Source organism: Pseudomonas sp. PDM01 (assembly GCF_014852325.1).
Taxonomy (GTDB): Bacteria; Pseudomonadota; Gammaproteobacteria; order Pseudomonadales; family Pseudomonadaceae; genus Aquipseudomonas; species Aquipseudomonas migulae.
Genome location: NZ_JACVBK010000003.1, coordinates 548,703 through 572,793, shown reverse-complemented (window position 1 = coordinate 572,793; position 24,091 = coordinate 548,703). Strand labels below are relative to the sequence as shown.

Below are 24,091 nucleotides of genomic sequence, written 5' to 3'. Positions count from 1 at the left end.
TTGAGATAGGGGATTTGGAGCTAAGTTCCGAAGGGTGCGCCCTCGAGCGGGGCGCACCGATCAACGGTGTCAGGCGGTAGCGGCAGGGCGCAGGGAATAGGTCTTCAATTGGTCGGCGAAGTCGCGCAGGGATTGAATTCCGCTGGCTTCGGCTTCGTGTACCCAATCCTTGATGGCTGCCAGCATGTCGTGACCATTTGAGCTGGTCTTGACCCAGATCTGCTGCAAGGCCAGTCGTTTCTCGTAAATTACCTTCAGCGCCTGACTGTGCTCGAGCATGGTCTGGATGCGCAGGTGGTGTTTGTCATCGAGCAGGCTGGTTTCCCGCGAGAGCAGGCGTTTGGCCCTGTGGAATTGGTGACGGACCGAGTGATCGACCTTTTCCAGCTCTTGTTTGACCAGCGGCGCGATCACCAATTTGCGGTACTGGGCCATGATCTGGAAGCGGTTGTTGAGGATGGCCATGGCGGTGTCCATGTCCAGGTTGCCTTTGCCTACGACCCGGTGGGCAATCGGCGCAACCCGTTGAACCTTGGCCAGGCGCAGGAAACTGAAGACCTGGATCCAGGCCCAGCCGAGGTCGAATTCCCACTTCTTCACCGACAGTTTTGCCGAATTAGGATAGGTGTGATGGTTGTTATGCAGTTCTTCACCGCCGATCAGGATGCCCCAGGGCACCAGATTGGTCGCCGCATCGCGGCATTCGAAGTTGCGGTAGCCGACGGCATGGCCCAGGCCATTGACCACACCGGCGGCCCAGACCGGGATCCACATCATCTGGATAGCCCAGATGGTGATGCCGATGGTGCCGAACAGCAGCAGGTCGATGACGGCCATGATCGCCACGCCCAACAGCGGGTAACGGCTGTAGAGGTTGCGTTCGATCCAGTCTTCGGGGCAATTCTTGCCGTAGATGCGCAGGGTCTCGGGGTTTTCCGCTTCGGCTCGGTACAGCTCGGCACCTTTGCGCAGAACGGTGGACAAGCCCTTGATGACCGGGCTGTGCGGGTCATCGACGGTTTCGCATTTGGCGTGATGCTTGCGGTGGATGGCGGTCCACTCGCGGGTGTTCTGCGCCGTGGTCAGCCACAGCCAGAAGCGGAAGAAATGTTTCAGGCCGGCATTGAGCTCAAGCGAGCGATGGGCTGAATAACGATGCAGATAGACCGTCACGCCGATAATCGTGACGTGGGTCATCAGCAGGGTGACTGCCACCAGTGACCAGGGCGACAAGCCGAGAAAACCTTCGTACCACATAGGCTATAGCGCCCTCGATAAAGAAAAAAACAGCCGTTGCATTATCACTAAGCCCACAGATAAAACCAGTCGCCCTTTCAGATAAGAGTGGCTTGATGTTTCATTAACCTATAATTCCAACCCTTTTGTAGGGACATGGACGGCCGAATGTCTGCCACCTATCGCGATGCCATGCGTGCATCGCTGCTTTACCTGCTGCTTTCCGTCGTCTGGCTGGAGCTCAGTGGTCATTTATTGAACAGTTTCTTCGATAGCTCCGATGAGTTACTGCGATGGCAACTGATCAACGGTTACGTTTGGGTGGTGCTCAGCGCCGGGCTGATCTTCCTCGCCCGGGCGCGATTGTTCCGTTGCCTGGGGATCGGCGCCAAATTGCGTGAGCGCAATGAAGACCGGGAGCGTTTGCGTCAGGCCGCCGCCGTGTTCGATTGCACCCGCGAAGGCGTGCTGGTCACCGACCGTAATGGGGTCATCGTCCATGTGAACCGCGCCTTCATGGAAATTACCGGCTACCAGTGCGAAGAAGTGCTGGGCCAGCAACCCAGCCTGTTCAAGTCCGGCCACCACCCGGCGAGTTTCTACCAGACGATGTTCGCCACGCTCAACCGTTGCGGCGAGTGGAGCGGCGAGATCTGGAACCGTCGCAAAAACGGCGGGATCTACCCGCAATGGCAGACGATCCGCCTGATTCACGACGACCAGGGCCAGCTCAGCCACTACGTCGCGGTGTTTTCCGACATCAGCGCGATCAAGGATTCCGAGCACGAACTCAAGTACCTGGCGCATCACGACCCACTGACCGATCTGCCCAACCGCCTGTTGTTCACCGACCGTGCCGAGCAGGCATTGGCGTCGGCCCAAATCCAAAAGCGCGGCTGTGCGTTGCTGCTGATCGATCTGGATCATTTCAAGATGATCAATGACAGCCTCGGGCACACGGTCGGTGACCAATTGCTCAAGGCCGTGGCCGAACGCTTGAAAGCCATGTTCGGCCCGGGCATCACGCTGGCGCGGCTGGGCGGCGATGAGTTCGCCGTGCTGGCTGAAAGTTGCCCGCAGCTGGTGCATGCCGCGGCACTGGCGCAGCGGATCGTCGACGGTCTCAAGGAGCCGTTCCACATTGACGGTCATCGGCTGTTTATCAACGCCAGCATCGGCATCAGTCTGTTTCCCGGTGATGCCTTGAGTGCTGAACAGCTGCTGCGTAACGCCGACTCGGCCTTGTTCAAGGCCAAAAGTGCTGGTCGCGACGGTTACGCGTTCTACACCGAAGAATTGACCGCTCATGCGCAACAGCGGGTCGAGACGGCATCCGAATTGCGCCGCGCGCTGGAGCAACAGGAATTGCGCGTGTATTACCAGCCGGTTCACGACCTCAAGACCCGTCGCCTGGTCGGTGTCGAGGCGCTGGTGCGCTGGGAGCACCCGCAGCGGGGGTTGGTGTCGCCGGCGGAATTCATCCCCATCGCCGAGCGCACCGGATTGATCGCCGAGATCGATGCCTGGGTCATGCAGCAGGCTTGCCGGCAGATGTGCCACTGGCAGCAGGCGGGGGTGGAGTTGTCGTTTGTCGCGGTGAATGTTTCATCGCGCTTGTTCGCGCGTCGTGAGCTGTATCAGCAAGTGGCGCAGGTGCTGCGCGACACCGGGCTGGACCCCGCGTATCTGGAGCTGGAAGTCACCGAGAGTGCGGTGATGGACGACCCGGAAGTGGCTCTGGAGCAGATGCATCGTTTACGCGAGCTCGGCGTGCGGCTGGCCATCGATGATTTCGGTACCGGCTATTCGTCACTGTTGCGACTCAAGCGTTTGCCGGTGCAGAAACTCAAGATCGACCAGGGCTTCGTCGCCGGATTGCCCTGGGATGACGACGACGCGGCCATCGTGCGCGTGATCATCGCTTTGGCGCAAAGCATGGGCATGCAGGTGCATGCCGAAGGGATCGAGCAGGTCGAGCAGGCGGGTTTCCTGCTGGAGCACGGTTGCGATCTTGGCCAGGGCTACTGGTTCGGCCGACCGGTGCCGGCGGGGCAACTGGACTGGATGCACGCCCCCGAGATCCACTGACCACACAAAATTTCCGCCACACGCAGACCTCTGTAGGAGCATGGCTTGCCAGCGAAGGCGGTCTCGATATTTAGGTGAGTTTCAAGGGCCTCTTCGCTGGCAAGCCATGCTCCTACAAGGATCGTGTAGGGGCTGATTTTTGGATCCTTGATCCGTCGCGCAGACGTAAACCCTCGTCCCGGCAAATAATTTCTTTTGGTTATATAAACATTCTTAAATAGTCTTTTTAAGAATATCCGCACCTATCTACTATTGGCCTCACGCCGCAAGCAGTGCCGCCCACTGCCAGGCAACCTCTCAGTTGAAGGAGCAGCACCATGAGCGCATCCCTACGTAGCGTTGACGGTCAAGACGAAGCCACCATCTTGCGTGAGATCCAGAGCGCCCTGCGCGATCTGCGATTTGGCGCCGTGGAAATTACCGTACACAACGCTCAAGTGGTCCAGATCGAGCGTAAAGAGAAATTCCGTTTGCAGAACCCGAGCACCAAGTCGAGCTAAGCAACCGGCAACCGATTCCAGCACTTCATAAAAAAAGCCAACACACCAAGAATTCCAGGAGCTTTCACCATGTCGTCGATTCGTCATTTCGCTTTGGCCGCACTGGCCAGTGCCCTTTTTGCTGGTTCTGCGGTTGCCAAGGATTATGAGCTGCTCAACGTGTCGTACGACCCGACTCGTGAGCTGTATCAGGATTACAACGCCGAGTTCGTCAAGTACTGGCAGAAAGACCATGCTGGCGACACCGTGAAAATCCAGCAGTCCCACGGTGGCTCGGGCAAGCAGGGCCGTGCAGTGATCGACGGTCTGCGTGCCGACGTAGTGACCCTGGCCCTGGCCGGTGACATCGACGAAATCGCCAAACTCGGCAAGACCCTGCCGGCGGACTGGCAGAAGCGTCTGCCGGAAGCGAGCACGCCGTACACTTCGACCATCGTGTTCCTGGTGCGTAAAGGCAACCCTAAAGGCATCAAGGACTGGGGCGACCTGATCAAGAACGACGTGTCGGTCATCACTCCGAACCCTAAAACCTCCGGCGGCGCACGCTGGAACTTCCTCGCGGCCTGGGCCTACGGCCTGCAAGCCAACGGTGGCAACGAAGCCAAGGCCAAGGAATACGTACAAACCCTGTTCAAGCACGTACCTGTGCTGGACACCGGTGCTCGCGGTTCGACCATCACTTTCGTCAACAACGGTCAGGGCGACGTGTTGCTGGCCTGGGAAAACGAAGCCTTCCTGGCGCTGAAAGAAGACGGCGGCGCCGACAAGTTCGAGATCGTCGTGCCTTCGCTGTCGATCCTGGCCGAGCCTCCAGTGGCGGTCGTCGACAAAAACGCCGAGAAAAAGGGCAACGAGCAGATCGCCGAGGCGTACCTCAAGCACCTGTACAGCCCGGCCGGTCAGGAAATTGCCGCGAAAAACTTCTATCGTCCACGTGACAAGGAAGTCTCTGCCAAGTACGCCCAGCAGTTCCCGAAACTGGAACTGGTGACCATCGACAAAGACTTCGGCGGCTGGAAAACCGCGCAACCGAAATTCTTTAATGACGGTGGCGTGTTCGACCAGATTTACTCGGCGCAGTAACCTGCAATAAGCCATAAACGAGCCCCGGATATACGTTCGGGGCTTTGTGCGTTCTCAACCAAGGACTTTTATGTCGCGTCGTATCTCCCCCGTCATACCCGGCTTCGGGCTGACGCTGGGCTACACCTTGGTGTACCTCAGCCTGATTGTGCTCATACCACTGGCGGCGATGTTCGTGCATGCCGCTCAACTCACCTGGGATCAGTTCTGGGCGATCATCTCGGCGCCCCGCGTGCTGGCGGCGTTGAAGCTGAGCTTCGGCACCGCGCTGTACGCCGCGATCATCAACGGCATCATCGGCACGCTGCTGGCCTGGGTGCTGGTGCGCTATACCTTCCCGGGTCGCAAGGTCATCGATGCGATGATCGATCTGCCCTTCGCATTGCCCACGGCCGTGGCCGGTATCGCGCTGACTGCGCTGTACGCGCCGAATGGTTGGGTGGGTCAGTTTGCTGCGGACCTGGGTTTCAAGATCGCGTATACCCCCCTCGGCATCACGCTGGCGCTGACTTTTGTAACGCTTCCATTCGTAGTACGTACGGTACAGCCAGTATTGGCCGATATCCCGCGTGAAGTGGAAGAAGCGGCGGCTTGCCTCGGTGCAAAACCACTGCAGGTTTTCCGCCATATCCTGGTGCCCGCGCTGCTGCCTGCCTGGTTGACCGGTTTCGCGTTGGCCTTTGCCCGCGGGGTCGGCGAGTATGGTTCGGTGATTTTCATCGCCGGCAACATGCCGATGAAAACAGAGATCCTGCCGCTGCTGATCATGGTCAAGCTCGACCAGTACGATTACACCGGCGCCACCTCCATTGGTGTACTGATGCTGGTGGTTTCCTTCGTCCTGTTGCTGCTGATCAACTTGCTGCAACGCCGTATTGAAACCCCATAAGGAGGCGCAGAAATGTCCCAATCATCTATTGCTGCTGCTTCCTCGAACGCTGCCCGCCGTGGCAGTGCCACGTCACGGCGAATCCTGATCGGCCTCGGCTGGCTGGTGTTTGCCCTTTTCCTGTTGCTGCCGCTAGTGATCGTGGTGTCCCAGGGTTTGAAGAATGGTCTGGGTTCGTTCTTCACCGCGATCCTTGAACCCGACGCGCTGTCGGCGCTGAAACTCACGGTCATCGCCGTGTTGATTTCAGTCCCGTTGAACCTCGTGTTCGGCGTCAGCGCCGCGTGGTGCGTGAGCAAATACTCGTTCCGCGGTAAAAGCATTCTGGTGACCCTGATCGACCTACCGTTCTCGGTATCGCCGGTGATCGCCGGTCTGGTCTACGTGCTGATGTTCGGCGCCCAGGGGCTGTTCGGCCCGTGGTTGCAGGATCACGATATCCAGATCGTCTTCGCCTTGCCGGGCATCGTGCTGGCGACGATTTTCGTCACCGTGCCGTTCGTGGCGCGTGAACTGATCCCGCTGATGCAGGAACAAGGCACGCAGGAAGAAGAAGCCGCGCGCCTGTTGGGCGCCAATGGCTGGCAGATGTTCTGGCACGTCACCGTGCCCAATATCAAATGGGGCCTGATCTACGGCGTGGTGCTGTGTACCGCGCGGGCGATGGGTGAATTCGGGGCGGTGTCGGTGGTTTCCGGGCACATTCGCGGGGTGACCAACACCTTGCCGTTGCACGTTGAGATCCTCTACAACGAATACAACCACGTGGCCGCGTTCGCTGTGGCGAGCCTGTTGCTGATCCTGGCGCTCTTCATCCTGCTGCTCAAGCAGTGGAGCGAAAACCGTATTAACCGCCTGCGCGCCAGCGCCGCGGAGGAATAATTCATGTCGATCGAAGTGCGTAACGTCAGCAAGAATTTCAATGCGTTCAAGGCCCTCAATGACATCAGCCTGGACATTCAAAGCGGCGAACTCGTGGCGCTGCTCGGCCCGTCGGGTTGCGGCAAGACCACGCTCCTGCGGATCATCGCCGGTCTGGAAACCCCGGATCAGGGCAACATCGTGTTCCACGGTGAAGACGTTTCCGGCCACGACGTGCGTGATCGCAACGTCGGGTTCGTGTTCCAGCACTACGCGTTGTTCCGCCACATGACGGTGTTCGACAACGTCGCGTTCGGCTTGCGCATGAAACCGAAAAACCAGCGCCCGACTGAAAGCCAGATCGCGGCGAAGGTCCACGAATTGCTGAACATGGTGCAACTGGACTGGTTGTCGGATCGCTACCCGGAACAACTCTCCGGCGGCCAGCGTCAGCGTATCGCGCTGGCTCGTGCCTTGGCGGTGGAGCCGAAAGTGCTGCTGCTCGACGAACCGTTCGGTGCCCTCGACGCCAAGGTCCGCAAGGAGCTGCGTCGCTGGCTGGCACGGCTGCACGAAGACATCAACCTGACTTCCGTGTTCGTGACCCACGACCAGGAAGAGGCGATGGAAGTGGCCGACCGTATCGTGGTGATGAACAAAGGGGTGATCGAGCAGATCGGCTCACCGGGCGACGTCTACGAAAACCCGGCCAGCGATTTTGTTTATCACTTCCTCGGCGATTCCAACCGTCTGCATCTGGGCGAAGACAAACACGTGCTGTTCCGTCCGCATGAAGTGTCGCTGTCGCGGCATGAACTGGAGGATCATCACGCGGCCGAAGTGCGCGATATCCGTCCATTGGGCGCGACGACCCGGGTGACGTTGAAGGTCGAAGGGCAGAGTGATTTGATCGAAGCGGAAGTGGTGAAGGATCACGACAGTCTGATTGGTCTGGCGAAGGGCGAGACGTTGTTCTTCAAGCCAAAGGTCTGGCAGAAAGTCGCCAACATCTAAAGCAAAAACTTCGCGGGCAAGCCCGCTCCCACAGTGGTTGGGGTTGTACACAAATTATGTGATCGACCCAGAACCCTGTAGGAGCGAGGCTTGCCCGCGAAGGCGTCTTACGCAGCAGCGCGCTTCGGATTGACCCGAACACCCCCTACCCGCGCCTCGATCTGCTCTTTCAAATCCCGTCGCATCCCCAGCAAAAACGCCAACTCAACCACCACAAACAACGGCCCGACAATCAACCCCGTTACATCATCGACAAACGCCGGTTTGCGTCCTTCGTAATGATGCCCGACAAACTGAATCGCCCAGCCGATCACAAACATCCCGACGCCGCTCGCCAGCCACACCAGTGTGCTTTGCTGTGCCAGCACATGACCCGCCCAAACGCACAGACCGAGCAGCACCGTCATCAGCACGCCTAAACGCAGTTCCAGGCGCAGGTAGAACCACGCCGATGCCAGCGAGACCAGCACCGCCGGCGAAAGCCAGCCTGCGGCCCATTGCGGCCGCGACAGCAACACCGCGACAGCGACCACAATCAGCGGAATACCGATAAAGTGGCTGGCAATATTGCGCGGATCACGGTGGTAGGCGGCGTATTGACTGAGATGGTCAACGAGGCTTTTCATTGTTATTCCTCCTGTAGGGTGATTGATCATGCCCCGGGTTCACCGCTCGCTCTGTCAGCCAGGCGACAATCTCCAGGAGTTTTCATGGACATGCAGGTTTGGCGTTCGCGCCTGGAAACGGGGCAGTGGTTCAGTCATCTACCTGTTCCTTTACAGAATAGTCTGTTGGCCAGCGCCAAGGTGCGGCGCCTGGCGTCGGGGCAGCGGCTGTTCAAACGCGGCGATCCGCCGTGCGGCTTGTACGCGGTGCTCGAAGGTTCCGTTCGAATCGGCGCTGTCAGCGAGCAGGGCAAGGAAGCGTTGTTGAGCCTTGTGGAGTCACCGCACTGGTTTGGCGAAATCTGCCTGTTCGACGGCCAGCCGCGCACCCACGATGCGTTCGGCGTCGGTCAGTGCATCCTGTTGCACATCCCGCAAACCGCGCTGCTGGCCTTGCTGGATGAGCAACCGGTGTACTGGCGGCAACTGGCGTTGCTGATGAGCCAGAAACTGCGCCTGACTTTCATCAACCTTGAACAGTTGAGCCTGATGCCCGCGCCTGCACGGTTGTCGCATCGCTTGCTGATGATCGCTGACGGTTACGGCGAAATCGCCCCGCCGCGGCGCGTGCTGCAACTGCCGCAGGAACAGCTGGCCTCAATGCTGTCGCTGTCACGCCAGACCACCAATCAGCTGCTCAAGGAATTGCAGGGGCAGGGGATTTTGAATTTGAAGTACGGTGAGATTGAGATTCTGGATGCTGAGCGGTTGCGGGCGTTGGCGATCTTTTAACGCTGCCCGGCGATTGGGGGATATCCGTTATTTTTGGTATGGCGGCTGGTGGTTTCGCCCTTACGGCGAGTCACTTTGGAAAAGCCCCAAAGTAACCAAAAGGCTCTTGCCCCTTTCGTTCGGTGGCTCGCTAATGCTCGCCATGCCCTCGCTCCGGTCCTGCTCCGTGGGCCCGCCGCGATCGGCCATCCTTGGCCGTGCGCGGCTAACCCGGCATCCATGCCGGGTTGCCCACTACGCAGAACCTGCGCTCGGCCTCTCGAGGGGGCGACCACCGCCACAGCCGCCGAGGCGGCCTGAAAGCCGACCTGGCTCTTCAGTTGTCCGCGTTCGCCTTCTCAGCTGCGTTCACTCATTCCGAACATGTACACGAATCCCCTGTAGGAGCCGGCTTGCTGGCGATAGCGTCCGTCCAATCAATAAACAGGTGACTGACCCACCGCCATCGCCAGCAAGCCGGCTCCTACACGGGATTGGGTTCACACGACTCAAAATTGTAGGAGCCAGCTTGCTGGCGATGGACGTCAACGATAACGCGGGGTGTCTGAATGAACGCGGTGTCTGGGCGTTTTTCGCCGGCAAGCCGGCTCCTACAGGGCGCGCGTACGCTTTTGATTCCCACCACTCATCAGGTCGAGCGTTAGCTCGCCTTCCGCTTTTGATCTGAGCGCCCCCTCGAGAGGCCGAGTGGAGGTTCTGCGCAGTGGGCAACCCGGCATGGATGCCGGGTTAGCCGCCCCCGGCCATGGATGGCCGATGGCGGCGGGCCCACGGAGCAGGACCGGAGCGAGGGCATGCCGAGCCTAGGCGAGGCACCGAACGAAAGGGGCAAGAGCGCTTTGGTTACTTTCGCGCTTTTCGAAAGTGACTCGCCGTAAGGGCGAAACCAATAGCCGCCATCACCGCAGAAACGGATATGTACCCCAAACCACAAACCCAACCCGCCGGTCACAGTAAAGGTGGGCTTTGCCCGCGAAGGCGCCTAGCCTGTGACGACGACAATCGAGGTGTGCCATGCGTGTGCTGTTAGTGGAAGACGAGCCGGAGACCGCCAAACTCCTGGCCAACGGCCTGAGCGAAGCGAGTTACTCGGTGGATGTGGCGCTCAACGGCATGGACGGCCGTCGCTTCATCGAGTCTGGCGAATACGAGCTGATCATTCTTGACGTCATGCTACCGGGGTTGAACGGCTGGCAATTGCAGCAACAGATCCGCAAGCTCGGCGAGACGCCGGTGCTGTTTCTCACCACCAAGGATGGCATTGAAGATCGCCTGCGCGGGTTGGAGCTGCATGAGGACGATTATCTGCTCAAGCCGTTTGCCGTGAGCGAGTTGGTGGCGCGGGTGCGCAAGTTGGTGCGGCGGGATCGGGGGCGCTGAAGCTTCTGCGGTGCCTGGGCAATTGCCTTCGCGAGCAGGCTCGCTCCCACAGGGGGCTGCGTTGCCAGGAAATTTTTGTGTTCGCTGAAGATCCATTGTGGGAGCGAGCCTGCTCGCGATGAGGCCGGAACATTCAGCACACCTTTAGAATCCTGTCACCGCAACCCATCCCGAAATTGCCCCGGCGTCATCCCCGTCCAGCGCTTGAACGCGCGGCTGAAACTGCTCGTATCCGCAAACCCCAACAGATAACTGATCTCGCTCAACGAACATTGCGGGTCGCGCAGGTGCAGCAGCGCGAGGTTTTCGCGGCTTTCATTGAGCAGCGTATCGAACCGGCAACCCTCGTCTGCCAAATGCCGTTGCAGGCTGCGCAAGCTCAAGTGCAAGGCCTTGGCGATGTGTTCTGCGCTGGGCTCGCCCTCGGGCAGTTGCTCTTCAATGGCGTCGCGGACCTTGCGCTCCCAGGTCAGCGGTTTGAGCTGCGCCAGCGTGCGTTTGAGCACGGTTTCGTTGTGTTCGGCAAGTTCCGGGTTGGCGTCGTCCAAGTGACTGTCGAAGTCCACCAGCGCAAACTCCAGCCGGTCTTCGTCGGCCGAAAAGTGCACCGGTGAGCGGAAGACTTTGTGCCATTGATGCGCGTCGGCCGGTTCCGGGCGACGCAGGTACACCGCGAGCGGCGCGTAGTCGCGGCCCAGTCGGTTGCGGCAGGTGCGCACGTAAATCGCGGTGAAAGCGTCGATGGCTTCGAACGCTGGCGCCGGGTTGCCTGGCGGGATTTTCAGGCGGAAGCGATAGCGATCCTCGGTGCGGCTCAATTCAAGATCCAGGGCATCGCTGACCACCTGGTGATAACGCACGATGCGCTCGAACACTTCGCGCAAACTGCCGCTGGCCACCAGCGCATAGCCGAGTGCGTGAAAGGTGGTCGGGCTGACGAATCGCGATACCCGCAAGCCGATCGCCGGATCGCCGCTGACCTGCACCGCGATTTCCCACAGCCGCGTAGTGCCGGACAACGGGTAACGGGCGTTCGGGTCGTCCATCAATTGCGGGTCGAGCCCCGCCTGGTGGCACAGCGCGGTGCTGTCGAGGCCCAGCGCATCGAGTTGCTTGCGCAGGGCGCGGGTCCAGCTGGCGAGGGAGGTCGGTTCAGTCATGCTGATTGGCGCTTCCAGTCAACAGGTTGGCGTCCAGGGCTACCGCCTTGTGAAGGTTCACACGGCAGGATGCGAACATCAATAACCAGAGGATGGAAGCATGGACGGTACTTCTGCAAGTCCCCAGCGACTGAATGCAGCTCAGCGATCTGCGCATATTCGCGAAGTGGTGTTGGCCAAAGGCGTCGAACTGCGTAAACGCTACCCGATTCTCAACCATCAGGACGCCTTGGGCGCGGGCATTCTGGTCTTTGCTTTGGCGGGAATGATCGGTTCGGCAGCGCTGTACATCAGCGGATACATGGCCTGGTGGGTATGTCTGCTGCTCAACGCGTTCTTTGCGTCGCTGACCCACGAGCTGGAACACGACCTGATTCATAGCATGTACTTCCGTAAACAACGCGTGCCGCACAACCTGATGATGGGCCTGGTGTGGTTGGCGCGGCCGAGCACGATCAACCCGTGGATTCGCCGGCATCTGCACCTCAATCACCACAAGGTGTCCGGCACTGAAGCCGACATGGAAGAGCGCGCGATCACCAACGGCGAACCCTGGGGTTTTGCGCGGCTATTGATGGTCGGCGACAACGTGATGTCGGCGTTCATCCGCATGCTGCGGGCCAAGACCTGGACTCACAAGTTCAGCATCATCAAGCGTGCGCTGAAGGTCTATGCGCCGCTCGCGCTGGTGCATTGGGGCGCCTGGTACGTGTTTCTCGGCTTCCACGCCGCTAACGGCGTCGCCTATCTGCTGGGAGCACCGATTGAATGGTCGGCGACCACGCTCTCGGTGATGCAGGTGATCGATATCGCGGCAGTGGTGATCATCGGCCCGAACGTGCTGCGCACGTTTTGCCTGCACTTTGTCAGCTCGAACATGCATTACTACGGCGATGTGGAGCCGGGGAATGTGATCCAGCAAACCCAAGTACTGAACCCGTGGTGGATGTGGCCGTTGCAGGCGTTCTGCTTCAACTTCGGCAGCAGCCACGGGATTCATCACTTTGTGGTGAAGGAACCGTTTTACATCCGCCAGTTGACCGTGCCGGTGGCGCACAAGGTGATGCGCGAGATGGGCGTGCGGTTTAACGATTTCGGGACGTTCGGGCGGGCGAACCGGTTTGTGCGCAAGGAAGAAGTGCAGGGGCAAACGGTGGAGGGTGTGCGCGTCTGAAGGCCTCTTCGCTGGCAAGCCAGCTCCTACAGGGGGCTTGCTTGCCAGCAAAAGCGGTTGTTCTGTTCAAACCGCAACGCTGACATCCTGTTTATCCACCGCCACCAACGTCTCGATCATCGCCCGCGCAGCCGGTGACAACCGGAACCCCGTGCGGCTGACAATCCCGCACCGCACGCTCATGCTCTCGATGTGAGGTGGCAGGTTTCGCCAGTGCAGCAGCACCAGCGAACCGTCGGCGATGTCCTCGACAAACGCTTCCTCCGTGCCTACTCCGATGGCGTTCGATTGCAGCACGATCCTGGCCAGCGCCGGAAAATGCTCGGTCTCGATGGTCGGTGAAAAATCGATCCGGCCACTGAGGTTCGCCAGCAGTTTGCGAATACCCGGCGGGATCTGCGTGGTCGCCAGCGGGTAATCGAACATGTCGTTGGTCGACAGGCTTTCCTTGGCCAGCAACGGATGCCCCGGACGGCAGAAAAACACGCCGCGTTTGGGTGTCAGCGCTCGGGTCTGAAAGTTCGGATCTGCTTCGAAATGGCGGATGTCGGCGATGAAAAATTCGATCTCTTCACGGCTCAGGGCGCGGCTGAGTTTTTCCCAGTTATCCACCTGAAAACAGGTGCGTATTTTCGGGTGGGCGCTGATGAATTGCGCCACCGCATCCGGCACCAGTTTTACCGCCGGTGCCGGGCCGCAGCCGAACCGCAGTTCTCCGGCGTCGAGCTTGGTCATTTGCGTGACTTCGGCGTTGAGCAGTGCCGCGCCCTGTACCAGCGTCAGCGCATGTTGCAGCACCACCTGACCTTCCGGCGTAGGGCGCAAGTCCTTGTTGCCACGGTCCACCAATGCACAGCCGAATTCCTGTTCAAGCCCTTGAATACTGCGACTGAATGCCGGCTGAGTAATGCCCATGGCGTCGGCTGCCCGTACGAAACTTCGGTGTTCGGTGAGGGCAATGAAGTAACGCAGCTGACGAAGATCCATAGGTTTTTCCCGGCATCCTGAAACGACCTCGATGGCATGTGCGACGAGCGTGGTTGAGGTTTTTTAAAGGTAATCGCTTATTCCGTCAACGAAGCAATCAAATAACTATTAGATGATAAAAGAATATCAATAGAGCGTTGTCCCTGCCGCCCGATTGCCGGCGCCAAGGCCTCGTGGTCGTGAAAATGGTCCCGAAATCATGCCTTTGGTGAATATTTTCGATGCCTTAAAAGCATGTGATTTCCGCCTGTTGCCCGCAGCCCTTGCCGGGCAAGGCCTGGAGCCGATGGGTGGACTTTGATATTCGTTTTTGGTCTATGCATAACTTTAAAGATTACTTTCTGAGATAAGCGTCTGCCTCAATGATTCACCCATCGATACGTCGTCGGGGGATGTCTGGCACGACGTTTCGGTTATCCGCAAAGAGACCGCAGGGAGTTAAGCAATGGGCAATGTCCAGACCGCCGCCAGCGCACACGAGGTGCTGTGGCGCCAGGCGCCGGGTGGCGAGTTGGTCGACCTCGGCCGGGTGCACCGAGTGCCCTTGGGGCAGCTGCGTTTGCAGCGTGCGCCCAAGGGCATTCTGAGTCGCCGGGAAACGATTCTGCTCGGTGTGCTGGCGCTGCTGGTGCATGGCGCAGTCATCTATTGGGTCAATCAGCAGCCGACCAAGGCATTGCCGATCGTGCCGCCGGAAATTCCGCCGATGACGATTGAATTCTCGCGTCCGGCACCGCCCGTGGTCGAGCCGCCGCCACCGCAGTCGGTGCAACCCGTGGTCGAGCCACCGCCGCCGGTGGAAGACGAGCTGGCCGTGAAGCCGCCGCCACCGAAACCGATTCCCAAGCCAAAACCGGTCGCCAAGCCTGTGCCGAAACCGGTGCAAAAAGTCGCCCCGCAACCGCCTGCGCCGCCACAACCGGCAGCACCTGTCGCGGCCCCGGCGCCACCTGCACCACCGGCGCCCGCGCCGGTGACACCCGCCTCGGCCAATGCCGCGTACCTGAAAAACCCGGCGCCGGAATACCCGTCGCAAGCCGTGCGTCGCGGTTGGGAAGGCACGGTGTTATTGCGGGTGCATGTGTTGGCCAACGGCAAGCCTGGCGAGATTCAGATCCAGAAAGGCAGTGGTCGCGATTCCCTCGATGAGGCGGCGATCAATGCCGTGAAACGTTGGAGTTTCGTGCCGGCCAAGCAGGGTGACGTCGCCCAGGACGGCTGGGTCAGCGTGCCCATCGATTTCAAGCTTCATTAAACCGCAACCAAATTCGCGCGAAACGTTTACACGAGGAACTCATCATGACGTTACTGGCATCTCCACTTGAATCCATCGAAAGCGCGGTGATTTGGCTGCTGGTGGTTTTTTCCGTTGCCACTTGGGGCCTGGCGTTGCTCAAAGGCGTGCAGTTCGGCCGTCTCAAGGTGCAGGACCGAAAGTTTCATAAGCAGTTCTGGGCGGCGTCGAGCCTTGATTCGGCGGCGGAGCTGGCCGAGACCCAGCCCGGCGCGGCGGCCCGAGTGGCCCAGGCCGGCTATGCGGCAATACAGGTAGGGGAGGCGCCACAAGCGGCGGATTTGAGCCAGGCGATCAACCATCAGGATCGTCTTGAGCGCGCCTTGCGTCAGCAGATCGTGCGTGAGCGCCGCTCGCTGGAAACAGGTTTGGCGGTGGTCGCAAGTATTGGCAGTACATCGCCGTTCATTGGTTTGTTCGGCACTGTGTGGGGAATCATGGAGGCGTTGAAAGGAATCAGCGCAGCGGGCTCCGCCAGCCTGGAAACCGTGGCCGGGCCGATTGGCGCGGCGCTGGTGGCGACCGGTGTGGGGATCGCCGTCGCGGTACCGGCGGTGCTGGTTTACAACTACTTTTTGCGTCGTCTGAAACTGACGGCGGCGGACCTGGATGACTTCGCCCATGACTTCTACAGCCTGGCGCAGAAGAGTTCGTTCCGCGTGCTGATTCATCCGACGGCGCATAAAACCGCCGCATCGGGCAGCGCGCAGAAAGTGAAGGAGGCGTCCTGAGATGGCTTTCTCCACGCAAGACAGCGATGAGGTGCTGAGCGAGATCAACGTGACACCGCTGGTGGATGTGATGCTGGTGCTGCTGGTGGTGTTTATCGTCACCGCGCCGCTGCTGACCAACGCGATCCCGATCAACCTGCCCAAGACCGAGGCCGTGGCGCCGGTGGAGCAGAAGGACCCGCTGGTCGTGAGCATCGACGGTGCCGGGAAGTTGTTTATCAACAAGGACGAAATTCAGCCGGACTTGCTGGAGTTCAACCTCAAGTCGGCGAAGGCCAAGGATCCCGAAGTGCGTGTGCAATTGCAGGCGGACGACGGGGTGAATTACGGCGAAGTGGCGCGAGCCATGGCGTCGATTGAGCGGGCAGGGATTACCAAGTTGTCGGTGATTACCGCACGCTGACCGATTTTCGATTTTCCGGGGCCGTCTCCTTGGCAGGGTGCGGCCCCTTTTTTATGCCTCAAGAAAACCCGTGACCTTGTAGGTGCCGGCTTGCCGGCGATGGCGTTCGTCCAGCCAATGGAAATGTTGTCTGACACACCGCCATCGCCAGCAAGCTGGCTCCTACAGGTTGTGTGTGTCTCTCATATTCTTTATGGGTCTTAATAAATAGCTTCTTATTCCTTAACGAATATAACTCTCCTCCCTATACTCGATCAGGAACAGACACGCAGCAGGAGAGTTCCCCCATGCGCAACGAATCAATTCGCTATCTGATTGTGCCGGGCTGGCAAGGATCGCCAGAAGATCATTGGCAAAGCCACTGGCAGAACAGCTTGCCGAACAGCGCGCGGGTGGAGCAGGCCGATTGGCTGACGCCCCGTCGTGAAGACTGGGTGGCGGCATTGGCCGAGGCGATTGCCGCTGACAGCACGCCGGTGATTTTGATTGCCCATAGCCTGGGTTGCATCACGGTCGCGCATTGGGCGGCCACTGCCCCGCTGAATTTTTTGCGCCAGGTTCGCGGTGCCTTGCTGGTTGCACCGGCAGACGTCGAGCGTCCGGCCTGCGCGCCAGCCTTGCGCAACTTCGCGCCGATTCCGACGAACCTTTTGCCGTTCCCGAGCCAGGTGGTCAGCTCCGACAACGACGCCGCTGTCAGCGCACCGCGTGCGCTGGAACTGGCACGTAACTGGGGCGCCGAGGCAGGAATACTGTCGGGTGCCGGACACATCAACGTGAAGTCCGGTCATCAGCGCTGGGAGCAGGGTTTTGCTTATCTGTATCGCCTGCAAAACCGCATGGAACATCACGCCCTGCGCCGCGCTTGAACCTTTTCTTTTTTTAACATCGCCCCCCGTCTCCCGGCGGTTTTGGGCGGGAGTCTGCCATGAGTTTTGAAGCCTTCGGTCAGCCGCTGCTGACCTTTCCCGATGCAGAAAAAAGTCCGCTGAGCATCCGCGCCAAGGCGCTGGTGTTCGTCGATCCGCGCTCGCGTCAATTGCGCGCCGAGCTGGAGCAACTGGCCCCGCGTTCGATCTCCGTGTTGATCCGTGGCGAAACCGGTAGTGGTAAAGAACTGCTGGCGCGGCACATTCATCGCGCCAGTGATCGTGGTGGGCTGTTCGTGTCGGTCAATTGCGGCGCAATCAGCCCGACCTACGCCGACGCCGAATTGTTCGGTTATGCCGCAGGCAGTTACACCGGTTCGGCGAGCAGTCGTGCTGGCTGGTTCGGTTCGGCCAATGGCGGCACGCTGTACCTGGACGAGATCGGCGACTTGCCGCTGCCGATCCAGATCAAGTTGCTCGCCGCACTGGAAAACCACGAAGTCACCCGCGTCGGCGCGCATCAACCGAGCCCGGTGGACGTGCGTCTCGTGGCTGCGACCAGCATTGATCTGGCGCAAGCCGTGGCCGCCGGGAAATTCCATGAGCGGCTTTATCACTACCTCAGCGAAGGTCAGCTGGAACTGCCGGCGTTGCGTGAGCGGGTGGGCGATATCCTGTCGTTGTCCGAGTACTTCCTGGGCATCTACAGCCAGCGCCTGGATCTGCCGGTGCCGCTGATCAGCGAAGCTGCGCAGCAGTTGCTGGAACAGCACAGCTGGCCGGGCAACACCCGGGAACTGGAAAACGTCATCCACTTTGCATTGCTGGTCAGCACTGGCGACGAGATCCTGCCCGAACATTTGAACCTGCCCGAAGCACCGGCGCCGTTGACGCAGATCGAGCAGCAGCTCCAACACATCCTCACCAAAGGCACTGCCACCGAACAAGCCGCCCTCAAACAACTCCTCAAAAACACCGCACTCTTGTAGGAGCGAAGCTTGCTCGCGAACCAGACGACACGGATTTTCTGGAAGGACGCCTTCGCGGGCAAGCCTCGCTCCTACAGGTGGGTGCGGCGAAATGCAGCCAACACGTGAGTTAGAGCTGTATGAACAAAATGGAATATGAAAGTGAATAAAAGATATTGTTCGGGAATAAAAAATCCCGGTATTGTCCGCTTCACGCCAGCGATAGCACTTCACTGGCACTCGTACTAAACAAGCCGTCGTCGATGACGACCGTGATTTTCGATAAGGACACTGCATGAAAAAGGTTCTGTTGTTCACCGCATTGGCGGCTGCCCTGACCGCGGGCCTGGCCCAGGCTGGCGAGAAACTGGTAATTGCGGCGACCCCGGTCCCACACGCCGAGATTCTGGAGCTGATCAAGCCAACCCTCGCCAAAGAAGGCGTGGACCTGGAAATCAAAGTGTTCACCGACTACGTTCAGCCAAACGTACAAGTTGACCAGAAGCGTCTGGACGCCAACTACTTCCAGACCCTGCCGTACCTGAAAAACTTCAACGAAGGCAAAGGCACCAACCTGGTGACCGTGATCGGCGTTCACGTTGAACCGTTCGGTGGCTACTCGAAGAAGTACAAAAAACTGGCTGACCTGCCAAACGGCGCGACCATCGCTCTGCCGAACGAAGGCAGCAACAGCGGTCGTGCTCTGCTGCTGTTGCAGAAGGCTGGCCTGATCGAGTTGAAAGACCCGAAAAACGCTTTGGCTACTCCGAAAGACATCGCCAAGAACCCGCACAACTTCAAGTTCAAGGAACTGGAATCGGCCATGTTGCCGCGCGTTCTGGACCAGGTTGACCTGGACCTGATCAACACCAACTACGCGCTGGAAGCGGGTCTGAACCCGGCTAAAGATGCGCTGGTGATCGAAGGTGCTGATTCGCCTTACGTGAACTTCCTGGTGGCTCGTCCAGACAACAAGGACAGCGTAGCCATCCAGAAACTGGCCAAGGCGTTGACCAGCCCGGAAGTGAAAGCCTTCATCGCCAAGAAATACAGCGGCGCCGTACTGCCGGCGTTCTGATTGGACGCAGCATCAAACCCCTTCAAGGTTTCGAACGCCGACGGCTAGCAATAGCGTCGGCGTTTTTTATTGCGCGTGCACATTCCAAATGTAGGAACGAGCCTCTTGTGGGAGCCGGCTTGCTGGCGAATCAGACAACGCGGTGTATCAGGCCGGACGCCTTCGCGGGCAAGCCTCGCTCCTACAGATCACGGACACACCGCACTCTTGTAGGAGCGAAGCTTGCTCGCGAACCAGACGACACGGATTTTCTGGAAGGACGCCTTCGCGAGCAGGCTCGCTCCTACAGGGGGTAGGCGTGCTCCGGAGGCTTAGGCCGCCCTGGCCTTCAATGCCCTGCGCAACGCCACCAGCAGCTTCACGATGTCTTGCGGATCAAGCCGTTGCGGTACTTTTACGTCAGCCATGTTCTCTTCCTTGTGATGGTTCGGCCGGGAGTCTGGCCAAAAGCTGTGCGTCCTTGGAGGGCTATTTCGAAAAAAAGATCCTTCCTACAGCGAAAAGGAAAATAGTCGTCTTCCTCCTTCTCGGCAAATTCACCGGATAGTTTTTTGCGTGATATCAATATGCTTTAACGGTATTTAAATTCCGATTCTTATACCTTTAAAGTCGGTGCCTGCCGGGAGGTTATCCACCGCCCATGGACTGCGCCACCGTCGCTTACCGAGCGGCGTCCAGGATGTTCAATGAACTTCGATTACGCTTTTATCCTCAGCACCCTGCCGGCGTTTCTCAAGGCCGTGGGCGTGACGCTGCAGGTCGGCTTCATCGCCATCGGCACCTCGCTGCTGGTGGCCTTGATCAACGCAACGATCCTGGTGTTCCGCACGCCTTACCTGCAACGCCTGGTCGGGTTGTACGTAGAACTGGCGCGCAACACGCCGCTGCTCATTCAACTGTTCTTTGTGTATTTCGCCTTGCCGGCGCTGGGCATCAAGGTGTCAGGCTTCACGGCGGCGATTATCACCATGACGTTCCTGGGCGGCGCTTACCTCACGGAAGTGCTGCGCGCCGGGGTGGATGCGGTGCCCCAGGCGCAGCTCGAATCCGGTCGCTCCATTGGCTTGTCCCACGGGCAATTGCTGCGCTACGTGATCCTGCCGCAGGCCGGCATCCTCAGCCTGCCGTCGCTGTTCGCCAATTTCATTTTCCTGCTCAAAGAGACCACCGTGGTCTCGGCCGTAGCGGTTCCGGAAATTCTCTACACCACCAAAAGCTACATCGCGCTCTACTACAAAACCTACGAAATGCTCGCCGTGCTGACGCTGATTTGCGTGTTGCTGTTTTTGCCGCTGTCGCTGCTGCTCAGCCGTCTGGAAAGGAGGTTCCAGCATGGCCAGTTCGGGTCTTGAGTTGCTGTGGGTGTCGTTGCCGCAATTGGGCAAGGGCGCTGCGCAAACCCTGTCGATCTCTTTCCTGAGCATCGTCATCAGCACCGTTGGCGGTGTGCTTTACGGCGTTTTGCGTACGCTGAATTCGAAATGGCTGAACGCGATTTTGCGCGTGTATCTGGAGCTGTTCCGGGCGATCCCGGTATTGGTCTGGTTGTACCTGCTGTTTTTCGGTCTGCCAATTTTCTTCGGCCTGAGCATTCCGAGCTTCTGGTGCGCGGTGCTGGTGCTGTCGCTGTGGGGCGCCAGCGAGGTCGGTGAAGTGGTGCGCGGCGCGCTGCATTCGTTGCCACGCGGCCAGCGTGAAGCGGGCCTGTCGATCGGCTTGAACGGCCCGCAACTCTACGGCTACGTGCTGCTGCCCCAGGCGCTGAAACGCATGACCCCGCCGACCATCAACGTCTACACGCGGATCATCAAGACCAGCTCCCTGGCGGTGCTGATCGGCGTGGTGGACGTGATCAAGGTCGGCCAGCAGATCATCGAACGCACCTACGAATCCGTGCTGATCTACGGCGCGCTGTTCCTGTTTTTCTTTTTCATCTGCTACCCGCTCTCGGCCGCCTCGCGCGTGCTGGAGCGGCGCTGGACGCAAGCATGAGCGCATTGATCGAGTTCAAGGGTTTCAACAAGTTTTTCGGCGAGCAACAAGTGCTCGACGGCATCGACCTGAAGGTGAAATCAGGCGAAGTGATCGTCATCCTCGGCCCCAGCGGCTGCGGTAAAAGTACCCTGTTGCGTTGCCTCAACGGGTTGGAAGTCGCGCACAGCGGCAGCCTGACATTTGCCGGCCGCGAGCTGCTGGACAAAGGCACCGACTGGCGCGAAGTGCGCCAGCAGATCGGCATGGTGTTCCAGAGCTATCACCTGTTCCCGCACATGAGCGTGCTCGACAACCTGCTGCTCGGCCCGGTCAAGGTGCAAAAGCGCGAGCGTCGTGAAGCCCGGGATCAGGCCGAAACCTTGCTGGCGCGCGTGGGCCTCTCGGACAAGCGCGACGCCTTTCCTCGCCAGCTCTCCGGCGGCCAGCAGCAACGCATCGCCATCGTCCGTTCGTTGTGCATGAACCCCAAAGTCATGTTGTTCGATGAAGTCACCGCCGCCCTCGACCCGGAAATGGTCAAGGAAGTGCTGGAAGTCATTCAGGGCCTGGCCCGCGAAGGTATGACGCTGTTGATTGTCACCCACGAAATGGCGTTCGCCCGCGCCGTGGCTGACCGCATCGTGTTCATGGATGCCGGGCGAATCCTTGAGCAAAACCCTCCCGAGATTTTCTTTACGAACCCGCAAACCGCACGAGCGCAGCAGTTCCTGGAGAAGTTCTCCTACGTCGCCGCACTACCCAAAACGACTCAAACAAAGGAACTGGAACTGCCATGAAAACTGCCAAGTCTTCTCTACTGCTACTCCCGCTGCTCGGCCTCGCGTTGCTGGCCGGCTGCAACAAAACCGAAGAACCCGCGAAGCCGAAAGTCGCCAGCGAAAGCACTGCGCCGGCCAGCTACCTGGACAAAATCAAGGCGCGGGACAAGTTGATCGTCGGCGTTTTCACTGACAAACCGCCGTTTGGTTTCGTCAATGAAGCGGGGCGTTACGTTGGTTTCGATACTGACATCGGCCGCCAATTTGCCAAGGATCTGCTCGGCGATGAAAACAAGGTCGAATTCGTCGCGGTGGAACCGGCGAGTCGGATTCCGTTCCTGCAAAGTGACAAGGTCGACCTGATCCTGGCCAACATGACCGTGACCCCGGAGCGCAAGGAAGCGGTGGACTTCACCAACCCGAACCTGAAAGTCGCAGTACAGGCATTGGTGCCACAGGCCAGCGAAGTGAAAAACCTCGATGACCTGGCGACCCGCACCACCATCGTCACCACCGGCACCACGGCGGATATCTGGCTGACCAAGAATCACCCGGACTGGAAACTGCTGAAGTTCGAGAAAAACTCCGAGTCCCTGCAAGCCCTGGCCAACGGTCGTGGCGATGCGTATGCGCAGGACAATCTGGTGCTGTTCAGCTGGGCCAAGCAGAACCCTGGCTACCGCGTGCTGGATCAGAAACTCGGTGCAGAAGCGCCGATTGCGCCGGCGGTGAAGAAGGGCAACATCGAGTTGCGTGACTGGGTGAACGCCGAGTTGGCGAAGCTGGGTGAAGAGAAGTATCTGCTCAAGCTTTACGACCAATATGTGCGCAAGGAATTGAGCGATGACACCAAGCCTGAGAGCGTGATTGTCGAGGGTGGGAAGTGGCAGGGGTGATTCTGTAGTTTTTGCAGCGGTCTTTCGACCGTCATCGCGAGCAGGCTCGCTCCCACATTTGACCGAATCGTTCCGACGGACGCGGTTAACTGTGGGAGCGAGCCTGCTCGCGAAGCCTTTTCAGGCGCCGCTCAATCCGGCCAATGCCACGCCGGCTCATCCAGCATCCGCTGCCCGACAATCCCGGTCTGGCCCAGATTTTTCTCCAGCACGATGCAGTTGCACTCGGGATCTTCCTGTAGCGCCGAAATCAACCGCCGGGCATGGGACACCACCCACACCTGACACTGCTCCGACGCGCGGATAATCAAGCGCGCCAACGCCGGCAACAGGTCCGGGTGCAGGCTGGTTTCCGGCTCGTTCAGCACCATCAGCGTCGGTGGGCGCGGCGTCAGCAGCGCCGCCACCAACAGCAAGTAGCGCAACGTCCCGTCGGACAACTCCGCGGCCGACAACGGCCGCAACAACCCTTCCTGATAAAACTCAATGGCGAACCGGCCGCCCGCCAGCGGCTCGATATGCAGACGCGCACCGGGAAACGCATCGCTGATGGCGTTGCGCAAAGCTTCGGGGTCGCCAATCTCGATAATGGTCTGCAACGCAGCCGCCAGGTCTCTTCCGTCGTGGTGCAGCACCGGGGTGCGGGTGCCCAGCTGTGGCTGACGCACCGGCGCGTCGGCGTCGCTGCGAAAGTGATCGTAGAAGCGCCAGCGGCGGATGAACTCACGCATCTCCAGCACCTCCGGCGAGGTCCGCAAGCTGCCAACCTGATCGAACAGGCTGTCGAAAGTCGGCGTGTGCTGAGCCAGCACGTCCCAGCTGCGGTTGGCTCGGGTGCGGATCATCGGGCCGTCGCGATCCACCAGCAGGCTCGCCGGACGATAATGCGCCCCGGCCCACAGGCATTCACGCTTGATTTGCGGATCGAGGCTGAACCGTGACGCAATGGGGGTGCTGTGCCCGGGCAACATGAAATGACCATTGGAATCGGGCAGCCCCAGGCTGATCGAGTAGCCGAAGTCGTCCCCGGCAAACCCCAGGCGCAAGCGTTTGACGCCGTGGCGAACGGTCGCCTCGATCGGCACTTCGCCGTTGCGCATGCGCCGGGTGATGGTTTCAGGTCCCGCCCAGAAGGTCGAATCCAGGCCGCCTTCGCGGGCCAACGCATTGACCACACCGCCCTGAGCGGTTTCCGCCAGCAGGCGCAACGCCCGGTAGAGGTTGGATTTGCCACTGCCGTTCGGCCCGGTGATCAGGTTCAGACGACCCAGTGGAATCACCAGTTTATTGATCGAGCGGTAATTGGCCACCGCGAGGGTTTTGAGCATTG

General features: G+C 59.5%; 24 protein-coding genes. 19 read left to right on the top strand and 5 right to left on the bottom strand.

The window, feature by feature from the left end; translation table 11 throughout:
- Positions 1–69: 69 nt before the first annotated feature.
- Complete coding sequence (desA, locus tag IB246_RS10480) at positions 70–1,257, bottom strand: delta-9 fatty acid desaturase DesA (protein WP_008039686.1); 1,188 nt, start codon at positions 1,255–1,257, stop codon at positions 70–72.
- Between the two features lie 147 nt (positions 1,258–1,404).
- Here desA and dibA point away from each other — a divergent pair, with 147 nt between their 5' ends.
- From dibA to IB246_RS10450, 6 genes are all read left to right on the top strand, one after another.
- Positions 1,405–3,324, top strand: a complete 1,920-nt coding sequence (dibA, locus tag IB246_RS10475; RefSeq protein ID WP_008039687.1) for a phosphodiesterase DibA — start codon at positions 1,405–1,407, stop codon at positions 3,322–3,324.
- A 317-nt stretch (positions 3,325–3,641) separates the two neighbouring features.
- Positions 3,642–3,824, top strand: coding sequence for a sulfur starvation response protein OscA (gene oscA, locus IB246_RS10470; RefSeq protein WP_008034086.1), 183 nt, complete (start codon positions 3,642–3,644; stop codon positions 3,822–3,824).
- Between the two features lie 69 nt (positions 3,825–3,893).
- On the top strand, positions 3,894–4,907 hold the full coding sequence (locus IB246_RS10465) for a sulfate ABC transporter substrate-binding protein (RefSeq protein ID WP_008039688.1): 1,014 nt from the start codon (positions 3,894–3,896) through the stop codon (positions 4,905–4,907).
- Between the two features lie 70 nt (positions 4,908–4,977).
- Positions 4,978–5,796 carry a sulfate ABC transporter permease subunit CysT gene (gene cysT, locus IB246_RS10460; protein ID WP_007899634.1) on the top strand — a complete coding sequence of 273 codons (819 nt, stop codon included), beginning with the start codon at positions 4,978–4,980 and terminating at the stop codon, positions 5,794–5,796.
- Between the two features lie 12 nt (positions 5,797–5,808).
- Positions 5,809–6,678, top strand: coding sequence for a sulfate ABC transporter permease subunit CysW (gene cysW, locus IB246_RS10455; RefSeq protein WP_008034093.1), 870 nt, complete (start codon positions 5,809–5,811; stop codon positions 6,676–6,678).
- Positions 6,679–6,681: 3 nt separating this feature from the next.
- Positions 6,682–7,671, top strand: a complete 990-nt coding sequence (locus IB246_RS10450) for a sulfate/molybdate ABC transporter ATP-binding protein (protein WP_008039689.1) — start codon at positions 6,682–6,684, stop codon at positions 7,669–7,671.
- 107 nt (positions 7,672–7,778) lie between these two features.
- On the opposite strand, the gene IB246_RS10445 is transcribed toward IB246_RS10450, so the two are convergent.
- On the bottom strand, positions 7,779–8,297 hold the full coding sequence (locus IB246_RS10445) for a DUF962 domain-containing protein (protein WP_008039690.1): 519 nt from the start codon (positions 8,295–8,297) through the stop codon (positions 7,779–7,781).
- 84 nt (positions 8,298–8,381) lie between these two features.
- Here IB246_RS10445 and IB246_RS10440 point away from each other — a divergent pair, with 84 nt between their 5' ends.
- Together IB246_RS10440 and IB246_RS10435 are read left to right on the top strand one after the other, a co-directional pair.
- Positions 8,382–9,068 (top strand): Crp/Fnr family transcriptional regulator, encoded by a 687-nt coding sequence (locus IB246_RS10440; RefSeq protein WP_008039696.1) that lies wholly within the window; start codon positions 8,382–8,384, stop codon positions 9,066–9,068.
- Positions 9,069–10,082: 1,014 nt separating this feature from the next.
- Entirely contained in the window at positions 10,083–10,448 is a 366-nt protein-coding gene (locus tag IB246_RS10435) for a response regulator (RefSeq protein ID WP_008045259.1), read from the top strand.
- 155 nt (positions 10,449–10,603) lie between these two features.
- Here the strand turns inward: IB246_RS10435 and IB246_RS10430 are convergent, their stop codons facing one another.
- Entirely contained in the window at positions 10,604–11,608 is a 1,005-nt protein-coding gene (locus tag IB246_RS10430) for an AraC family transcriptional regulator (protein WP_008034389.1), read from the bottom strand.
- A gap of 100 nt (positions 11,609–11,708) precedes the next feature.
- Between IB246_RS10430 and IB246_RS10425 the strand changes: the two genes are divergently transcribed.
- Complete coding sequence (locus IB246_RS10425) at positions 11,709–12,782, top strand: fatty acid desaturase (RefSeq protein ID WP_008045251.1); 1,074 nt, start codon at positions 11,709–11,711, stop codon at positions 12,780–12,782.
- A gap of 66 nt (positions 12,783–12,848) precedes the next feature.
- Here the strand turns inward: IB246_RS10425 and IB246_RS10420 are convergent, their stop codons facing one another.
- The gene (locus IB246_RS10420; RefSeq protein WP_008045249.1) at positions 12,849–13,769 is read right to left on the bottom strand and encodes a LysR family transcriptional regulator; all 921 of its coding nucleotides are present in this window, start codon (positions 13,767–13,769) and stop codon (positions 12,849–12,851) included.
- A 445-nt stretch (positions 13,770–14,214) separates the two neighbouring features.
- Here IB246_RS10420 and IB246_RS10415 point away from each other — a divergent pair, with 445 nt between their 5' ends.
- From IB246_RS10415 to IB246_RS10370, 10 genes are all read left to right on the top strand, one after another.
- Positions 14,215–15,024 (top strand): energy transducer TonB, encoded by an 810-nt coding sequence (locus tag IB246_RS10415; RefSeq protein WP_008045248.1) that lies wholly within the window; start codon positions 14,215–14,217, stop codon positions 15,022–15,024.
- A 44-nt stretch (positions 15,025–15,068) separates the two neighbouring features.
- Positions 15,069–15,794, top strand: coding sequence for a MotA/TolQ/ExbB proton channel family protein (locus IB246_RS10410; protein ID WP_008045247.1), 726 nt, complete (start codon positions 15,069–15,071; stop codon positions 15,792–15,794).
- 1 nt (position 15,795) lies between these two features.
- Positions 15,796–16,197 (top strand): ExbD/TolR family protein, encoded by a 402-nt coding sequence (locus IB246_RS10405; protein ID WP_003220570.1) that lies wholly within the window; start codon positions 15,796–15,798, stop codon positions 16,195–16,197.
- 287 nt (positions 16,198–16,484) lie between these two features.
- Positions 16,485–17,066 (top strand): alpha/beta hydrolase, encoded by a 582-nt coding sequence (locus tag IB246_RS10400; RefSeq protein ID WP_008045246.1) that lies wholly within the window; start codon positions 16,485–16,487, stop codon positions 17,064–17,066.
- 59 nt (positions 17,067–17,125) lie between these two features.
- On the top strand, positions 17,126–18,055 hold the full coding sequence (locus tag IB246_RS10395) for a sigma 54-interacting transcriptional regulator (protein ID WP_008045245.1): 930 nt from the start codon (positions 17,126–17,128) through the stop codon (positions 18,053–18,055).
- A gap of 274 nt (positions 18,056–18,329) precedes the next feature.
- Entirely contained in the window at positions 18,330–19,112 is a 783-nt protein-coding gene (locus tag IB246_RS10390) for a MetQ/NlpA family ABC transporter substrate-binding protein (RefSeq protein ID WP_008040224.1), read from the top strand.
- Between the two features lie 686 nt (positions 19,113–19,798).
- Positions 19,799–20,464, top strand: coding sequence for an amino acid ABC transporter permease (locus tag IB246_RS10385; RefSeq protein ID WP_008040221.1), 666 nt, complete (start codon positions 19,799–19,801; stop codon positions 20,462–20,464).
- Complete coding sequence (locus IB246_RS10380; protein WP_008040219.1) at positions 20,445–21,104, top strand: amino acid ABC transporter permease; 660 nt, start codon at positions 20,445–20,447, stop codon at positions 21,102–21,104. Before IB246_RS10385 ends, IB246_RS10380 begins: the two co-directional genes overlap by 20 nt.
- A complete protein-coding gene (locus IB246_RS10375; protein WP_008032517.1) occupies positions 21,101–21,883 on the top strand; it encodes an amino acid ABC transporter ATP-binding protein in 783 nt (260 codons plus the stop codon). Before IB246_RS10380 ends, IB246_RS10375 begins: the two co-directional genes overlap by 4 nt.
- Entirely contained in the window at positions 21,880–22,761 is an 882-nt protein-coding gene (locus IB246_RS10370) for a transporter substrate-binding domain-containing protein (RefSeq protein ID WP_008040217.1), read from the top strand. The genes IB246_RS10375 and IB246_RS10370 overlap by 4 nt, the downstream gene beginning before the upstream one ends.
- Before the next feature lie 131 nt (positions 22,762–22,892).
- Here IB246_RS10370 and IB246_RS10365 read toward each other — a convergent pair whose 3' ends face one another.
- A complete protein-coding gene (locus IB246_RS10365; protein ID WP_008040215.1) occupies positions 22,893–24,089 on the bottom strand; it encodes an AAA family ATPase in 1,197 nt (398 codons plus the stop codon).
- Between the last annotated feature and the right edge of the window lie 2 nt (positions 24,090–24,091).

Excerpts from the sequence above, each read along its gene's own strand:
- desA (WP_008039686.1), bottom strand. The coding sequence starts at position 1,257 with ATGTGGTACGAAGGTTTTCTCGGCTTGTCGCCCTGGTCACTGGTGGCA.
- dibA (WP_008039687.1), top strand. The coding sequence starts at position 1,405 with ATGTCTGCCACCTATCGCGATGCCATGCGTGCATCGCTGCTTTACCTG.
- oscA (WP_008034086.1), top strand. The coding sequence starts at position 3,642 with ATGAGCGCATCCCTACGTAGCGTTGACGGTCAAGACGAAGCCACCATC.
- IB246_RS10465 (WP_008039688.1), top strand. The coding sequence starts at position 3,894 with ATGTCGTCGATTCGTCATTTCGCTTTGGCCGCACTGGCCAGTGCCCTT.
- cysT (WP_007899634.1), top strand. The coding sequence starts at position 4,978 with ATGTCGCGTCGTATCTCCCCCGTCATACCCGGCTTCGGGCTGACGCTG.
- cysW (WP_008034093.1), top strand. The coding sequence starts at position 5,809 with ATGTCCCAATCATCTATTGCTGCTGCTTCCTCGAACGCTGCCCGCCGT.
- IB246_RS10450 (WP_008039689.1), top strand. The coding sequence starts at position 6,682 with ATGTCGATCGAAGTGCGTAACGTCAGCAAGAATTTCAATGCGTTCAAG.
- IB246_RS10445 (WP_008039690.1), bottom strand. The coding sequence starts at position 8,297 with ATGAAAAGCCTCGTTGACCATCTCAGTCAATACGCCGCCTACCACCGT.
- IB246_RS10440 (WP_008039696.1), top strand. The coding sequence starts at position 8,382 with ATGGACATGCAGGTTTGGCGTTCGCGCCTGGAAACGGGGCAGTGGTTC.
- IB246_RS10435 (WP_008045259.1), top strand. The coding sequence starts at position 10,083 with ATGCGTGTGCTGTTAGTGGAAGACGAGCCGGAGACCGCCAAACTCCTG.
- IB246_RS10430 (WP_008034389.1), bottom strand. The coding sequence starts at position 11,608 with ATGACTGAACCGACCTCCCTCGCCAGCTGGACCCGCGCCCTGCGCAAG.
- IB246_RS10425 (WP_008045251.1), top strand. The coding sequence starts at position 11,709 with ATGGACGGTACTTCTGCAAGTCCCCAGCGACTGAATGCAGCTCAGCGA.
- IB246_RS10420 (WP_008045249.1), bottom strand. The coding sequence starts at position 13,769 with ATGGATCTTCGTCAGCTGCGTTACTTCATTGCCCTCACCGAACACCGA.
- IB246_RS10415 (WP_008045248.1), top strand. The coding sequence starts at position 14,215 with ATGGGCAATGTCCAGACCGCCGCCAGCGCACACGAGGTGCTGTGGCGC.
- IB246_RS10410 (WP_008045247.1), top strand. The coding sequence starts at position 15,069 with ATGACGTTACTGGCATCTCCACTTGAATCCATCGAAAGCGCGGTGATT.
- IB246_RS10405 (WP_003220570.1), top strand. The coding sequence starts at position 15,796 with ATGGCTTTCTCCACGCAAGACAGCGATGAGGTGCTGAGCGAGATCAAC.
- IB246_RS10400 (WP_008045246.1), top strand. The coding sequence starts at position 16,485 with ATGCGCAACGAATCAATTCGCTATCTGATTGTGCCGGGCTGGCAAGGA.
- IB246_RS10395 (WP_008045245.1), top strand. The coding sequence starts at position 17,126 with ATGAGTTTTGAAGCCTTCGGTCAGCCGCTGCTGACCTTTCCCGATGCA.
- IB246_RS10390 (WP_008040224.1), top strand. The coding sequence starts at position 18,330 with ATGAAAAAGGTTCTGTTGTTCACCGCATTGGCGGCTGCCCTGACCGCG.
- IB246_RS10385 (WP_008040221.1), top strand. The coding sequence starts at position 19,799 with ATGAACTTCGATTACGCTTTTATCCTCAGCACCCTGCCGGCGTTTCTC.
- IB246_RS10380 (WP_008040219.1), top strand. The coding sequence starts at position 20,445 with ATGGCCAGTTCGGGTCTTGAGTTGCTGTGGGTGTCGTTGCCGCAATTG.
- IB246_RS10375 (WP_008032517.1), top strand. The coding sequence starts at position 21,101 with ATGAGCGCATTGATCGAGTTCAAGGGTTTCAACAAGTTTTTCGGCGAG.
- IB246_RS10370 (WP_008040217.1), top strand. The coding sequence starts at position 21,880 with ATGAAAACTGCCAAGTCTTCTCTACTGCTACTCCCGCTGCTCGGCCTC.
- IB246_RS10365 (WP_008040215.1), bottom strand. The coding sequence starts at position 24,089 with ATGCTCAAAACCCTCGCGGTGGCCAATTACCGCTCGATCAATAAACTG.